At 64.3% G+C, this 14,253-nt stretch carries 10 protein-coding genes; 1 reads left to right on the top strand and 9 read right to left on the bottom strand.

What is annotated here, in order from left to right; genetic code table 11:
• Nucleotides 1–153: 153 nt before the first annotated feature.
• The 5 genes from AC1D0I_RS12975 to AC1D0I_RS12955 all read right to left on the bottom strand — a co-directional run bounded on the left by AC1D0I_RS12975 (nt 154) and on the right by AC1D0I_RS12955 (nt 7,797).
• Nucleotides 154–2,604 carry a GcvT family protein gene (locus AC1D0I_RS12975; protein ID WP_477395490.1) on the bottom strand — a complete coding sequence of 817 codons (2,451 nt, stop codon included), beginning with the start codon at nt 2,602–2,604 and terminating at the stop codon, nt 154–156.
• Nucleotides 2,601–3,782 carry a pyridoxal phosphate-dependent aminotransferase gene (locus tag AC1D0I_RS12970; protein WP_477395488.1) on the bottom strand — a complete coding sequence of 394 codons (1,182 nt, stop codon included), beginning with the start codon at nt 3,780–3,782 and terminating at the stop codon, nt 2,601–2,603. The genes AC1D0I_RS12975 and AC1D0I_RS12970 overlap by 4 nt, the downstream gene beginning before the upstream one ends.
• A complete protein-coding gene (locus AC1D0I_RS12965) occupies nt 3,775–4,680 on the bottom strand; it encodes a homocysteine S-methyltransferase family protein (protein WP_477395486.1) in 906 nt (301 codons plus the stop codon). Before AC1D0I_RS12965 ends, AC1D0I_RS12970 begins: the two co-directional genes overlap by 8 nt.
• Nucleotides 4,677–7,130, bottom strand: coding sequence for a GcvT family protein (locus AC1D0I_RS12960; RefSeq protein WP_477395485.1), 2,454 nt, complete (start codon nt 7,128–7,130; stop codon nt 4,677–4,679). Before AC1D0I_RS12960 ends, AC1D0I_RS12965 begins: the two co-directional genes overlap by 4 nt.
• Nucleotides 7,131–7,233: 103 nt before the next feature.
• Nucleotides 7,234–7,797 (bottom strand): helix-turn-helix domain-containing protein, encoded by a 564-nt coding sequence (locus AC1D0I_RS12955; RefSeq protein WP_477395482.1) that lies wholly within the window; start codon nt 7,795–7,797, stop codon nt 7,234–7,236.
• 204 nt (nt 7,798–8,001) lie between these two features.
• On the opposite strand from AC1D0I_RS12955, the gene AC1D0I_RS12950 reads away from it, so the two are divergent.
• Nucleotides 8,002–8,706 carry a nitroreductase gene (locus AC1D0I_RS12950; RefSeq protein WP_457150426.1) on the top strand — a complete coding sequence of 235 codons (705 nt, stop codon included), beginning with the start codon at nt 8,002–8,004 and terminating at the stop codon, nt 8,704–8,706.
• A gap of 42 nt (nt 8,707–8,748) precedes the next feature.
• On the opposite strand, the gene AC1D0I_RS12945 is transcribed toward AC1D0I_RS12950, so the two are convergent.
• The 4 genes from AC1D0I_RS12945 to AC1D0I_RS12930 form a co-directional block, all read right to left on the bottom strand.
• Nucleotides 8,749–10,191, bottom strand: coding sequence for an MFS transporter (locus tag AC1D0I_RS12945; RefSeq protein WP_477395480.1), 1,443 nt, complete (start codon nt 10,189–10,191; stop codon nt 8,749–8,751).
• A 176-nt stretch (nt 10,192–10,367) separates the two neighbouring features.
• A complete protein-coding gene (locus AC1D0I_RS12940; RefSeq protein WP_095087313.1) occupies nt 10,368–10,955 on the bottom strand; it encodes a sarcosine oxidase subunit gamma in 588 nt (195 codons plus the stop codon).
• Nucleotides 10,948–13,956, bottom strand: a complete 3,009-nt coding sequence (locus tag AC1D0I_RS12935; RefSeq protein WP_477395478.1) for a sarcosine oxidase subunit alpha — start codon at nt 13,954–13,956, stop codon at nt 10,948–10,950. Before AC1D0I_RS12935 ends, AC1D0I_RS12940 begins: the two co-directional genes overlap by 8 nt.
• On the bottom strand, nt 13,953–14,249 hold the full coding sequence (locus AC1D0I_RS12930) for a sarcosine oxidase subunit delta (RefSeq protein ID WP_477395476.1): 297 nt from the start codon (nt 14,247–14,249) through the stop codon (nt 13,953–13,955). Before AC1D0I_RS12930 ends, AC1D0I_RS12935 begins: the two co-directional genes overlap by 4 nt.
• Between the last annotated feature and the right edge of the window lie 4 nt (nt 14,250–14,253).

Here is a 14,253-nt window from a genome sequence, read left to right as displayed (position 1 = left end):
TCCCCCTTGCGGGGAGGGCACACAGCAAATGCCGCAAAGCGGCTTTTGCGAAGTGGGGTGGGGTCTCGTAGGGCGCACCCCCACCCCGTCTCGCAATCTTCGCTTCGCTACGACTGCGAGCCGACCCTCCCCACAAGGGGGAGGGTGAAACAACTACATCCTCGTCCGCTCCGACTTCGGGTCATACATCGGCTTCAGCGATGCTTCCGCAGCAAAACGCTCGCCGGCGATCTCGATCTCGTAGGACGATGCCAGAACATCCGCCTCGCTCTCGCCCTGGGACGGCACATAGCCCAGCCCAATGGCGCCGCCGAGATGATGGCCGTAATTGCCCGAGGTGATCGGGCCGACGATCTTGCCGTCGCGCAGAATCGCCTCGTTGTGGAAGAGCAGGGGCTGCGGCTCCTTCAATCGGAACTGCACCAGCCGGCGTGACAGGCCGGCCTCCTTCTTCCGCAGCACCGCATCGCGACCGATGAATTCGCCCTTGGCCGTCTTGACGGCAAAGCCRATGCCGGCTTCCAGCACATTGTCCTCGTCGGTGATGTCGTGGCCGAAATGCCGGAAGGCCTTTTCGATGCGGCAGGAATCCAGCGTGTGCAGGCCGCAGAGCTTTAGGCCGACATCGGCACCCGCCTCGTCGATCGCCTCGAAGACATGAGCTGCCTGGTCGGTCGAGACGTAGAGTTCCCAGCCGAGTTCGCCGACATAGGTGACGCGATGGGCGCGGGCCAGGCCCATGCCGATCTCGATCTCCTGGAACGTCCCAAACGGGTTGGCTTCGTTGGAGAAATCATTCGGGCTGACCTTCTGGATCAGCTTTCGTGAGTCCGGCCCCATCAGGCAAAGCACGGCTTCAGCCGCCGTTATGTCGGTGACGACCACGAACTCGTCGGTCAGATGCTTGCGCAGCCAGGCGAGGTCACGCTGCAGCGTCGCGCCGGGAACGACAAGGAAGAAAGCCGTTTCCGACAGCCGCGAGACGGTGAGGTCGCTTTCGATGCCGCCGCGCTGGTTGAGCATCTGTGTGTAGACGATCTTGCCCGGCGCCACGTCCATGTCGTTGGCGCAGAGCTTTTGCAGGAAGGCGCAGGCATCGCGGCCCTCGACGCGGATCTTGCCGAACGAGGTCATGTCGAACAGGCCGACCTTGTTCCTGACCGCCAGATGCTCCTCGCGCTGGTTGTCGAACCAGTTCTGCCGCTTCCAGGAATAGCGGTATTCGCGCTCCTGGCCCTCGCGGGCGAACCAGTTGGCGCGCTCCCAGCCGGCGACCTCACCGAAGACGGCGCCTCGCGCCTTGAGATGTTCATGCAGGGGCGAGCGACGGACATTGCGCGAGGTCGCCATCTGCCGGTAGGGGAAATGATCGGCATAGAGCAGGCCGAGCGTTTCGGAGACGCGCTCCTTCAAATAGCGGCGGTTCTTCTGGAATGGCTGGGCGCGGCGAATGTCGACTTCCCAGAGATCAAAGGGTGCTTCGCCGTCATTGATCCACTGCGCCAGCGCCATGCCGGCGCCACCGGAGGAGACGATGCCGATCGAGTTGTAGCCGGTCGCCATCCAGTAGCCGGACAGCTCCGGCGCCTCGCCGAGATAATAGCGGTCGTCGGGGGTGAAGCTCTCGGGACCGTTGAAGAAAGTATGGATGCCGGCGGTCGCCAGCATCGGCATCCGGTTGACGCCCATTTCGAGGATCGGCTCGAAATGGTCCATGTCCTCAGGCAATTGGTCGAAGCAGAAATCCTCGCGGATGCCATCCATGCCCCAGGGTTTTGCCACCGGCTCGAAGGCGCCCAGCATCATCTTGCCGGCGTCTTCCTTGTAGTAGGCGCATTCGTCCGGCACGCGCAGCACCGGCAGGCGGGTAAGGCCCGGGATTGGCTCGGTGACGAGATAAAAGTGCTCGCAGGCGTGCAGCGGGATGGTGACGCCGTTCTGGGCGCCAAGCTCACGCGCCCACATGCCGGCGCAGTTGATGACGATGTCGGCTTCGACCGTGCCTTGTTCTTCACCTTGCGCCCACGACACGCCGGCGACGCGACCGGCCTTAGTGTGGACCTTGGTGACCTTCACATTCTCGACGATGGTGGCGCCGCGCTGGCGGGCACCCTTGGCCAGCGCCATCGCGATGTTGGCGGGGTCGCATTGGCCGTCGAGCGGCAGATGCACGGCGCCGACGACGTCGGACACATTGAGATGCGGGTACATCTCCTTGACTTCATTCGGTGAAATCTCGCGCACGTCGACATCGAACGCGCGAGCGAGAGACGCCTGCCGGTAGATCTCATGCTTGCGCTCTTCGGTCAGCGCCACGGTGATCGAGCCGACCTGGCGCATGCCCGTACCGACCTCGGTCTCGGCTTCCAGCTTGACGTAAAGGTCGGCCGAATATTTCGCCAACCGGGTCATGTTCTGCGAGCCGCGCAGCTGGCCAATAAGGCCGGCGGCATGCCAGGTTGTGCCCGACGTCAGCTGCTTTCGCTCCAGGAGCACGATATCGGTCCAGCCGAGCTTGGCCAGATGATAGGCGACCGAACAGCCGGAGACGCCGCCGCCGATGATGACAGCTCTTGCCTTGGTGGGGATGGCCTTGGCGGTCATGCGGCCTCGCGGCGATAGCTGGAGGCAAAACGGCGCAACCGAAGTGCTGCTTCCTGCAACACGAGCTCCGGCTGGCAAAGGCTGATGCGAATGTGGCCGGCGGCGGCCTCGCCGAAGCTGGAGCCAGGCATCACGCCGACCTTTTCCTTGTCGAGCAAGGCCCAGGCGAATTTCTCGTCGTCGGGTTCGACGGCCGATATGTCGAGCATGACGTACATACCGCCCTCGGAACCGCGCACGGTGACATCGTTCATGCCACGCACGGCGTCGAGCAGGATGGTGCGGCGCGCGGCGTAGCGTTCGGCAATTTCCTTGACGCCATAACGGTTCTCGAGCGCCTCGGCGCAGGCAATCGAGATGAAGGCCGGCAAGCCATAGGTCGTCACCAGATTGAGATTGACCAGCAGCGAAATCATCTCTTGTGGTCCCGTCAGCCAGCCCATGCGCCAGCCGGTCATGCCATGGCTCTTCGACATGGAATTGATGACCAGAGTGCGCTCGGCCATGCCGGGCAGCGAGCGCGGCGAGACGTGCTCGCCGCCGCCCAGTGTCCAGTAGACCTCGTCCGACAACAGCCAGAGGTCATGCTCCCTGCAGACCTCCGCCAGCTGTTCCAGCCGCTCGCGCGAATAGACCGCACCGGTCGGGTTGTTCGGCGTGTTGATCAGGATGGCGCGCGTGTTGGGCCGAAGTGCTGCGCGGATCATGTCGGCGTGCGGCTGGAAGCCATCCTCGGCCGGTGTCTCGACCACGGTGAAACTGGCACCGGCGGCGCTGAACGTGTTGGGATAGGTGGCGTAGTAGGGCGCCACCACGATGGCATGGTCGCCTTGGTCCAGAACAGCCTGCACGGCCGCGTAGAGTGCGGCCTGGCCGCCCGGCGTGGCGATGACCTGATCCGGCGTCGTCTCGACGCCGGTGCAGGCGCTCGAGGCTGCCGCCATAGCCTTGCGCAGGCGCGGCAGGCCGGGAAGCGGGGTGTAGTGGTGATTGCTGCCGCGAACCGCGGCCACACAGGCTTCGATGGTTTCCGAGGGCGTGTCGAAATCATGGTCGCCCACTGACAGCATGATGATGTCTTCGCCGGCCGCCTTGCGGGCCCAAGCGGCCGAATGGACTTCCCAACCGTCCTTGCCCGAAGGCACGATGCCGGAAATGCGCGATGATGGTCTAGCCATGTATATCTCCCGAAATTTCGTAGCCGGCCTGTTCGAGCCGGTCGCGCAGCGCGGCGATGTGTGGCGGTCCGACTTCACAGCAGCCGCCGACAATGCTCGCGCCGGCCTCCACCCAGCCGATCGCCTGGTCGGCATAGGCATCCGGACCGAGGTCGTGGCGTGCGTGCAGGACATCCACCGTGCCGCCATGCTTGAGCGCTTCAACCGAGGTGAAGCCGTTGGCATAGGCCCCGACCGGGCCGCCAAGATCGATCAGCTCGGTCAGCGCTGCGCTGACTGCCTCGGGCCGGCAACAATTGACCAGCCGCGCCGCCACAGGCAGGCCATCGAGAGCGCTTGCTGCCGCGGCTAATGCCTCGCCACTGCGCAGGCGTGGCCTGCCATGATCGGCCAGCGTCCACGAAACCCATACCGGCTTGCCGCTTTCCGACGCCGCGGTCACCGCCGCACGCGCCTCCTCGGTGGACGCCATGGTCTCGCACAGGAACAAGTCGACGCCATCAGCCTGCTCGGCAACGATGCGGCGGTAGATGTCGAGCGTATCCTCGAATGAAATGGTCAGCGCATGGGCATAGCTACCGAAAAGCGGTGACAGGCAGCCGGCGATGGTCGCCTCGCCGGCCTGCTCACAGGCTTGCCTTGCAAGCTCGATGCCGCGCTTCTGCAAAGGCTTGAAGAGGTCTTCCGCGCCCTCGCGCGCCAGGCGTTCGGGTGTCGCCGAATAGGTGTTTATGGTGATGACGCGGGCGCCGGCACGGATAAATTCCGCGTGCAGGTCGCGCACGAGATCCGGCTCGTCAATCAGCACCCTGGCCGACCATAGCGGCGTCGGCTCGGATATGCTGCGGCGGACCAGTTCCTGGCCCATGCCGCCATCCGTGAGGATGATTTTCTTCACGCGCGCAGCCTCTTGTTCTTTGGATCCCACAAGGGCTCGTCTTTCTGCACGACCGCCTGAAAACGGTCGCCGAAGATTTCGACCTCGATCGCTGTTCCCGGTTCCGCCAGATCGGCGCGCAGCATGCCGAGCGCGATCGATTTGTCGATCCGATGACCCCAGCCGCCTGATGTCGTTTCACCGACGATCTTGCCGTCGTGCCAGAGTGTGGAAACAGAAGGGGCGTCGCAGTCACCGGGGTTCTCGACGACCAGCGTGACGAAACGCTTCTTTACCCCTTGCTGCTTCTCGTTCAGCAGTGCCGCCTTGCCGCGGAAATCGGGCTTGTCCCATTTGACGAAGCGCTCCAATCCGCCCTGGAGGATCGAATAGTCGGTCGACAGGTCGCCCTTCCAGGTGCGGTAGCCCTTTTCGAGCCGGAGCGAATCCAGCGCGTACATGCCGAATGGCCTGAGGCCATGCTGTTCTCCGGCCGCGCAGATGGCGTCAAAGATGGCGGCGGTGTCGTCGACCCTGGTGTGGATTTCCCAGCCGAGTTCGCCGGCGAAGGAGACGCGTATGAGTTTCGCCCAGCGGCCGGCGATCTTCGTCTCCTGATGCGTCAGCCACGGCAAAGCAAGGTCGGCGCTGCAGACATCGGCGAGGATTTTTCGCGAGTTCGGGCCGGCCAGGATCTGGGTCGAAAATTCCTCGGTGCGGTCGATCAGCCTGAACGGCGCATCCTTGGGGATCCTCGATTTCAGCCATTCGAAATCATGCCATTGCGCGACCGCCGCGGTGATCAGCGTCATCAGGTTCTCATCATGGCGCACGACCGACATTTCGGTGACGATGCGGCCCTTGTCGTCGGCGAAATAGACGAGGCCGATGCGGCCGATCTTCGGCACCAGCCCGGTGACCTGCAGGCTCAGCCATTCGGCGGCACCTGGCCCGTCGAGGTTGAAGCGCGAGAAGCCCGGCAGGTCGAGGATGCCGGCTGCGTCGCGAACGGCAAGGCATTCCTCGTGGACGCGATGCTGCCACGGTCCTTCGCGACGGAAGGTCAGCGTCGCCTCCTCGGAAACGTCGTCGCCGTCCTTGGCGTACCAGGTGGCGCGTTCCCAGCCATTGTAGGCGTCGAAGCGGGCGCCGAGCGCCTTGATGCGATCGTGGATCGGCGACAGCTTGCGGTCACGGCCTTCCGGCCAGGCATGGCGCGGGAACTGGATGGCGTATTCGTTGCCGTAGATCTCCATGCCCTTGGCGACGCAGTAGTCCGGCGCGGCAGCAAAGGAGGTGAAGCGGCGTGGATCGCACGACCACATGTCCCATTCGGTCTGGCCCTGTGTCACCCATTCGGCCAGCACCTTGCCGGCGCCGCCGCCCTGGGCGATGCCGAAGGTGAAGACGCAGGCCTCGAAGGCGTTGGGAACGCCGGGCATCGGCCCGATCAGCGGATTGCCGTCCGGCGTATACGGGATCGGCCCATTGATGACCTTGGACAGGCCGGCGGTGCCCAGGATCGGCACGCGGGCGACGGCATCGGCCAGATAATGTTCGAGCCGATCGAGGTCGTCGGGGAACAACTGGAAGGAAAAGTCCTCTGGCATCGGATCATTGTGGGTCGCCCAATGCGCGCGGCAGTTGCGCTCATAGGGGCCGAGATTCATGCCGTTCTTTTCCTGGCGCAGATAGTAGGAGGTGTCGACGTCGCGCAGCAGCGGCAGTTTCTTGCCCTGTTCCTTCGACCATGCCGCCAGTTCGGGGATTTCCTCGAACAATATGTACTGATGGCTCATCACCATCATCGGCACCTCGCGGCCGAACATCTTGCCGACTTCGGCGGCGCGGTAGCCGGCGGCATTGACGACGATCTCGCAGCGGATTTCGCCTTGCGTGGTCTCGACCACCCATTCGTCGTTCTCGCGGCGCACGCCGGTGACCGGGCAGAAGCGGATGATCCTGGCGCCCATGTCGCGCGCGCCCTTGGCCAGCGCCTGGGTCAACTGCGCCGGATCGATGTCGCCGTCGCTCGGATCGTAGAGTGCGCCTTTCAGATCATGCGTCTCGATGAAGGGATAGCGGCGCTTGATCTCGTCGACGCCGACGACGTCGATGTCCATGCCCTGATAGYGACCCATGCCCTTGGCGCGCTGGAACTCCTGCATGCGCTCGACCGAGTGGGCGAGGCGCAGCGAACCGGTGACGTGGTAGTTCATGGGATAGTCGACCGCTTCGGCCAGCCCACGGTAAAGCTCGGTCGAATAGCGCTGCATGTTCATCAGCGACCAGGACGAGGAGAAGGTCGGCACATTGCCGGCGGCATGCCAAGTCGAGCCGGAGGTCAACTCGTTCTTTTCGAGCAGCACGCAGTCGGTCCAACCCGCCTTGGCGAGATGATAGAGCGCGGACGTGCCGACGGCACCACCTCCGATGATCACCACGCGTGCCGTGCTCGGAGAACCGGCCATGTTCTTCTCCCTGACAAAACCCAAAAGCGCGTTGCGCTTCCATTTTTTGTTTTTGATACTTGTCGTTATCCCAAGCCGCTGCACGCTTCTGGGCGACATGCATTCAATAGACTGGCGGCGCAACCACCCAGATGACAACCGCCGGCTCGGCACCCGGATTGCGCCAGCGGTAGGGCTTGCCTTCGAAGCGAAAGGAGTCGCCTTCGCCGAGCCGATGCCAGACGCCCGATATCTCGATGTCGAACAGTCCGGACGCGACGTATCCGGCCTCTTCGGTCGGCCGACGCGCCTCGTTTTTCAGCTCCGCGCCCGGCGCGAAGACCGAACGCACCATCTCGAAGCTACCGCCGAGATCGGGCGACAGAAGCTCCTCCACCAGGCCGGATTCGCTTGTGCCAAGCGTGCGGCGCCTGCCGGCGCGCACAACCACGCCACGCTCGCTTTCGACCGGCACGTCATGGCTGAAGAACAGGCTGATCGGCACGCCGAACAGTTCGGCGAAGGCTCTGAGATCGCTGACCGATGGCGTCGAGAGACCACGCTCGACCTGGCTGACCCAGCCGACGGAACGGCCAAGCTTCAGGCCGATCTCGGCAAGCGTCAGCCCGCGCGCCTTGCGCAGCGCCCTGATATCGCTGGCCAGCACGCGTTCGTCAGGTCCCTGCAATGTTCGTGCGATAGGTGAAGGCAAAACGCTCACTGCATGAAAATTTGCATCCGAATTTCATGAGAAATGAAGCTCATGAAAAAATCAAGTGGATTTTCACGTATGCTCAAGATTTGCTTGCAGGATTTTGACGGTTCATGCAAAGGCTCGGGCACGAACGGCGAGTGGGGACGTCTGGTCGAGACGAGGGTTAAAGGACGGCCCATGCTTGAAAAGAACACCCGAATTGCGGACGAGGCCGAGATTGTCGACGAGGCGATCCTGTCGCGCCGCTCGGTGCGCGCATTCCTGCCCGACATGGTCGACGACGACACCATCCGCGCCATTCTGTCGGTTGCGGCGCGGGCTCCATCCGGCACCAACATGCAGCCGTGGAAGGTCTACGTCACCAAGGGCGAGACCAAGCAGCAGATCACCGACGCCATCCTCAATTCGGGCATCCGCGCTGAAAAGGCCGATTGGGATGAGTACCGCTACTATCCCACCCAGTTCTTCGAGCCCTATCTGACCCGACGGCGCGCCAACGGCTTTGGGCTCTATGGCGCGCTCGGTATCGGCCGTCGCGAGGTCGACAAGATGCGCGCCCAGCACGACCGCAACTTCGTCTTCTTCGACGCGCCGGTCGGCATGATCTTCACCATCGACCGCCGGCTCAACCAGGGTTCATGGATCGACTACGGCATGTTCCTGCAAAACATCATGGTCGCGGCGCGGGGCAGGGGCTTGCACACGTGCCCACAAGCGGCGTTCGCCCCCTATCACCGGCAGATCCGGCCGGTGCTCAACATTCCCGACGAGGAGATCGTCGTCTGCGGCATGGCGCTTGGCCATGAGGATATTTCCAAACCCGAAAACGCCTTCCGCACCGACCGCGTGCCTCTGGAAGAGTGGGTGACGTTCAGCGAGTAAGCCGGCCGCCCTGGCCAGAACCGGCCAACTGGGCGTCGAGCCCTATTCCGTGTTCATCTGTGCGCCGTGGCCGCTGACATGGGCGCCGTCCTGCGGCGTCAGCTTGAGATAGGCGAATAGCGCACACAGCGTGATGACGCCCTCGATCACGAACAGGATGCGAAAATCGCTTGCCACGGCCGGGCCGCCGCCGGCCAGAAACGACAGTGCAGCGGCGGCTAGGCCAACGCTGATCGCCACCGCGAGCTGCCACAGGATGTAATAGAGCGCGCTGAAGCGGGCGAGCTGCTCGGGTGCGATGTCGGAATAGGCGAGGTTGCCGGTCGACGCCCATTGCGCGGAGCGGAAGACGCCGAAGACGAAGATGTAGGCAAGCACGATCCACACCGGTGTGGTTGCCTGCATCAAGGCAAATCCAGCGACCATGGCGGCGACGATCGGCGTGTTGCAGACCAGCACGCGGCGGAAGCCGAAACGGTTGAGGACACGCGGCATGAAGAAGCGCATGGCCACCGAACCGACCGCGGCAACGAAAGTCAGTGATCCCGCCTGCACCGCGCTCATGCCGAAGCCGAGCTGGAACATCAGAGGCAGCAGGAAGACGACCGAGCTGAGGCCGATCGTATCCAGGCCACCGCCGGTCAGGAAGGAAATGCGGAAGGTGCGGATGCGCAGGAGCTTGAGATCGAGCAGCGGGTTGCGCACGCGCAGGCAGTAGAACGAGGCAATGGTCAGGATGACGAGCGCGAGCGCCAGTTCACCGGCGATGACTCCGCCGGCCGCATCCTTGGCGGCAAGCGAATCCATGCCGAAGACCAGCAGCACCATGCCGCTGCCGACCAGCAGAAAGCCCGGAAAATCGAACGGCGTGCGCACCGGCTTGGTCACTGTCGGAAACAGCGAGGCTGCAAGTACAGCCGCGATCAGCGCGAACGGCACGTTGATGAAGAAGATCCAGCGCCAGGAAATGTAGGTGGTCAGCGCGCCGCCGACGAGCGGGCCGACCAGCGGCCCGGACTGGCCGGCCAGCGAGATGTACATGTTGATCTTCAGCGTGCGGCTGCGCGGAAAGGTCTGCAGGATGACGACCTGGCCGAGCGTGCCCATCAACGCGCCGCCGAACCCTTGCAGCGCGCGGGCACCGACCAGCATCCAGATGTTGTCGGACAACCCGCACAGGGCCGACGCGGTGGCGAACACCAGCAAGGCAAAGCAATAAACGTTGCGCAGGCCGAAGCGGTCGGCGGCCCAGCCGCCAAGCGGCATCGAGATGATCAGGCTGGCGACATAGACGGTGATCAGGAGGCCGAGCTGGCTGGGCGGGCGGCCGAGACTTTCGCCGATGCCGGGCAGGGCCGTCACCACGACATTCTGGTCGAGGCTGGTCATGAAGACGCCGCAGGCGACCGTCAGCGGCAGCAGGAGCAAGGCTCTGGCCGACACATCGGCGCGATCGGTGGCGCCGGCGGATATTTCTGCGGTCATGGGGATGTTCGAACCAAACGACTATGCCGAGCCTGAGACGGGGTTTGATGCCCCTTGGGCCGGTCTTGGCGGCCACGTTTCCCATCATGGCCGCCCGCGGCGCGATTCTCTAGCGGCAGAACCGGCTGGCGTTGATGCCAGAAGCCGCGGCGATGCGGCCATCCGGCCGGCGCTGCCTATTGCACCTCGTAGCCGATTTCCTCGCTGGCATGGCAGAGCGCCTTCCAGAACGAGCGTGCGAACGAGCGGAAGACATAGATGTCGAACTGGTCGGAGCCGGTACGCTGGATCTGGGCGAAGACATCGTGATGGGTGGTCGAGCGGCCGGCGCCAACCGGAAAGGCCGGCAGCGCGAAGTCGATGGCGAAGAACTTCGCCAGCACCCATTCGGCCTTTGGCCCGGCGATGCGAATGGCGGTGCGACCATGCGAAAGGTCGGTCACCGTGCCGATGGCCGGGGTGACCGCCTTGGCAAAGGCGCCGGCCAGGCCTTCGGCTTCATCGGCAACGGTGAATTTTCCCGGCGCGAAGCCGAACACCGACTTCACGCCGTCGCTCAGGCCGCCGCCGGCGCCATCGGGTAGCGCAAGCCCGGCGACGGTACGGATGGCGGCAATCAACTTCTTCTCCTCACCCGGCCAGGCTGCCAGCTGCACGATCGAGCCGGGCCCGGTCTCGGTCAGGATGATCTCGACGCCGTGTTCGAAATTGCCATGCGAGCCAATGTGAAACTCCGGCTCGAGCGGTGATTGGCGCTCAACCATGCATGCGGCTCCCGTCCGGATCGAAGAAGTGGTTGGAGACGATCTCGACCGGCCCGAACCGGTTGCGCAGGGGATCGGAGACATTGGCGCGCGTGCCGTGCCGTGCCTTGCCGCCCTTGACCAGCGCCAGCGCAATGTGCTTGCCGAGCGCCGGCGAATAACAGCAGGCGGTGATGTGGCCGATCGAGCCGTGGGGATTGGCTTCGTCGAGTTGCTCGACGATGTGCGCGCCGCCATTGAGTGGCCGGTTGTCCAGCGCGATCAGGCCGACGAGCTCCAGACGGTCAGACGCGATCAGGCCCTCGCGGTCCATCATCGCCGAGCCGATGAACGGCTTTTTCTTCGACAGCATCCAGTCGAGATGCAAGTCGCGCGCCGTGGTGCGGCCGTCGATCTCGGCGCCGGTGACATGGCCTTTCTCGATGCGCATCGTGCCCAGCGCCTCGAGCCCGTAGGTGACCAGCCCGAACGGTTTGCCGGCCTCGATCAACGCTTCCCAGACATGGGTGCCATGGCCGGCACCAGAATAGACCTCGAAGGCCATTTCACCGGAGAAGGAGAGCCGGCAAATCATCACCGGGACACCCGATATCTCGCCGCGCACGATGCCCATGAAGGGCAAGGTGGCGTTGTCGACCGATGTGCCGGTGACGCAAGCAGCGAGGATTTGCCTGGCCTTCGGTCCGCCGATCGCGGCGCCCGCCCATTCGTCGGTCACCGAGGTGACGTGCACCTTGAGCTCCGGCCAGATCACGTCGAGGAAATATTCCAGATGCTGCATCACCTTGCCGGCGTTGGCCGTGGTGGTGGTCATCAGGAAATCCTGCTCGCCCAACCGCCAGGTGGTGCCGTCGTCGAAGGCGAGGCCGTCCTCGCGCAGCATCAGCCCGTAGCGGGCCTTGCCGACGGCCAGCGTCGAAAACATGTTGGTGTAGACGCGGTCGAGGAATGCAGCGGCGTCGGGCCCTTGCACGGCGATCTTGCCCAATGTCGAGACATCGACGATGCCGGCGCTTTCGCGCGTCGCCTTGGCTTCGCGCACATAGGCCTGCTCAATCGTCTCCCCGGCATGGCCGTAGATCATCGGACGGTACCACAGGCCGGCCGAATACATCGTCGCGCCATTGGCGAGATGCCAGTCATGCATCGGCGTCAGCCGCTCGGGTTTCAGGTCACCGAAGCGCTCGGCCGCCAGCGAGCCGATCGACACCGGCGCAAAGGGCGGGCGGAAGCGTGTCGTGCCGACCTCGGGGATCGGCTTGCCCAGCGCCTCGGCCATGATGGCAAGGCCCGGAACATTGGAGCTCTTGCCCTGGTCGGTCGCCATGCCGAGCGTGGTGTAGCGCTTCAGGTGCTCGACCGAGACAAAGCCTTCGCGGTGTGCCAGCCGCACATCCTCTGCAGTGACGTCGTGCTGGAAATCGACAAAGCTCTTGCCTTTGGCCCTGATCTCGAACACCGGCGCCGGATCGGGATCGCCAGGAACGGCTTCAACAGTGGGCAACGCCGCCGGCGTGCTGGTTCCGCCGGCCGCGGCAAGGCCAGCGGCGCGGCCTTCCGCGATGGCTTCAGTGGTGGAAAAGCTGCCGGTGAAGGCGCCGGCGCCAATCCAGTGCTGCGTTGGCCATTGCTGCGTCGGCTTCGGCGGCAGGAAAGCCTGCCGCGCGGCATTCCACTCGGCCTTGGCACCGGCCTGGCTGGCCAGATGGATGGTCGGCGACCAGCCGCCCGACATCAGCAGGCAATCGGCATGGATGCTGCGGGCGTCGCCGGTGAGCGAGCCGTTGGCCATGTCGAAGCGTTGCAGCTTGAGGCCGGACAGCGCCTTGCCGCCCTCGGTGGCGATGACGGCATGGCCGGCGAAGATCTCGGCCTCGGCCTCCGTGGCCAGCTTGCGCATTTCGGCTGAAAGATCTGGCCGGACGTCGGCTATGGCGACGACCGCGGCACCCGCCTTCTTCAAGGCGACTGCCGTCCGGTAGGCGCTGTCGTTGTTGGTGAACAGCGCGATCCGTTCACCCGGCAGCACACCGAACTCGTTGGCGTAGCGCTCGGCGGCATGCGCCAGCATCACGCCTGGCCTGTCATTGCCCGGAAACACCAGCGGCCGTTCGAAGGCGCCGGTGGCGAGCACCACGGAGCGGGCGCGGATCGCCCAATAGCGATGGCGCGGCTCGCCCTTGCCGGGCTGCTCCTTGTGGTCGCTGACCCGTTCGAGCGCGGCAAGTGTGTTGTTGTCGTAATAGCCCCAGACCGTGGTGCGCGGCAAAAGCCGGACATTGTCGCGGCCTTCGAGCTGGGCAACGGTGCGGCGGGCCCAGTCGGCGGCCGGTGCGCCATCGATGGTTTCGCCTGACCAGTTGGCAGAGCCGCCGAAACGCGGCTCAAGATCAGCCAGCATGACCCGGGCGCCCTGATCGGCAGCGGCCTTGGCGGCCATCAGCCCGGCCGGGCCGGAGCCGACCACCAGCACGTCGCAAAAGGCGTTCATGCGTTCATAGCGGGCCGGGTCCTTCGCCGATCCGGCGCTGCCGAGACCGGCGGCGCGGCGGATGAAATGCTCGCAGAACATCCAGAAGCGAGTGCCTTTGAGCGGACCGATCACCGGCCCCATGAAGGTCTTGTAGTAGAAGCCGGCCGACAGGATCTTGCCGCCAAGCTGGTTGACGGCGTTGACGTCCCAGGCAAGCGAGGGAAAGCGGTTCTGGCTGATGGCGACCAGTCCGTCATGGATCTCGACCATGGTCGCCGGAATGTTGGGCTCGCGAACATCGCCCTTCAGCACCGTCACCAGCGCGTTGGGCTCCTCGACGCCTGCGGTGAGCAGGCCGCGCGGGCGGTGATATTTGAATGAACGCCCATAAAGGGTGACGCCCTTGGCCAACAGCGCCGACGCCAGCGTGTCGCCGGCATGGCCGGTATAGGTGGCTCCGTCGAAGGTGAAGCGGATGGTTTTCAGCCGGTCTATGCGGCCGCCAGTGTCGGTGCGGCGCGGGCTCATGATTTGTCCTCCGCCTTGCGGCGCGCGGTCGAGGTGTGAGCGCCGCGCATGAAGGCGACGCTCAAAATCTCATGCGTCAGCGTGTTGCGCACGACCCTGAGATGCGCGCGGCAACCGCCAGAATGCTGCCAGATCTCGTTGTGGTCGCCGGCCGGGTTCAGCCGGTCGTAGACATAGGCGTTCCATGCCTCGAAATTCTGCGAGGCGGGGTCGGGACGCTCACGGTTGCCGTCACCTTGATAGGTAAATTCGACGACGTCGCGCGGGCCGCAATAGGGACAGGTGATCAACATGGGA

It is taken from the genome of Mesorhizobium sp. P2_D1, assembly GCF_056404455.1.
The sequence above is the reverse complement of the archived record's forward strand: the minus strand, read 5'-3'. Positions and strand labels throughout refer to the sequence as shown.

Bases quoted from the DNA above. Each gene is read 5' to 3' on its own strand.
- AC1D0I_RS12970 (WP_477395488.1), bottom strand. From the start codon at position 3,782: ATGGCTAGACCATCATCGCGCATTTCCGGCATCGTGCCTTCGGGCAAG.
- AC1D0I_RS12950 (WP_457150426.1), top strand. From the start codon at position 8,002: ATGCTTGAAAAGAACACCCGAATTGCGGACGAGGCCGAGATTGTCGAC.
- AC1D0I_RS12945 (WP_477395480.1), bottom strand. From the start codon at position 10,191: ATGACCGCAGAAATATCCGCCGGCGCCACCGATCGCGCCGATGTGTCG.
- AC1D0I_RS12940 (WP_095087313.1), bottom strand. From the start codon at position 10,955: ATGGTTGAGCGCCAATCACCGCTCGAGCCGGAGTTTCACATTGGCTCG.
- AC1D0I_RS12935 (WP_477395478.1), bottom strand. From the start codon at position 13,956: ATGAGCCCGCGCCGCACCGACACTGGCGGCCGCATAGACCGGCTGAAA.
- AC1D0I_RS12930 (WP_477395476.1), bottom strand. From the start codon at position 14,249: ATGTTGATCACCTGTCCCTATTGCGGCCCGCGCGACGTCGTCGAATTT.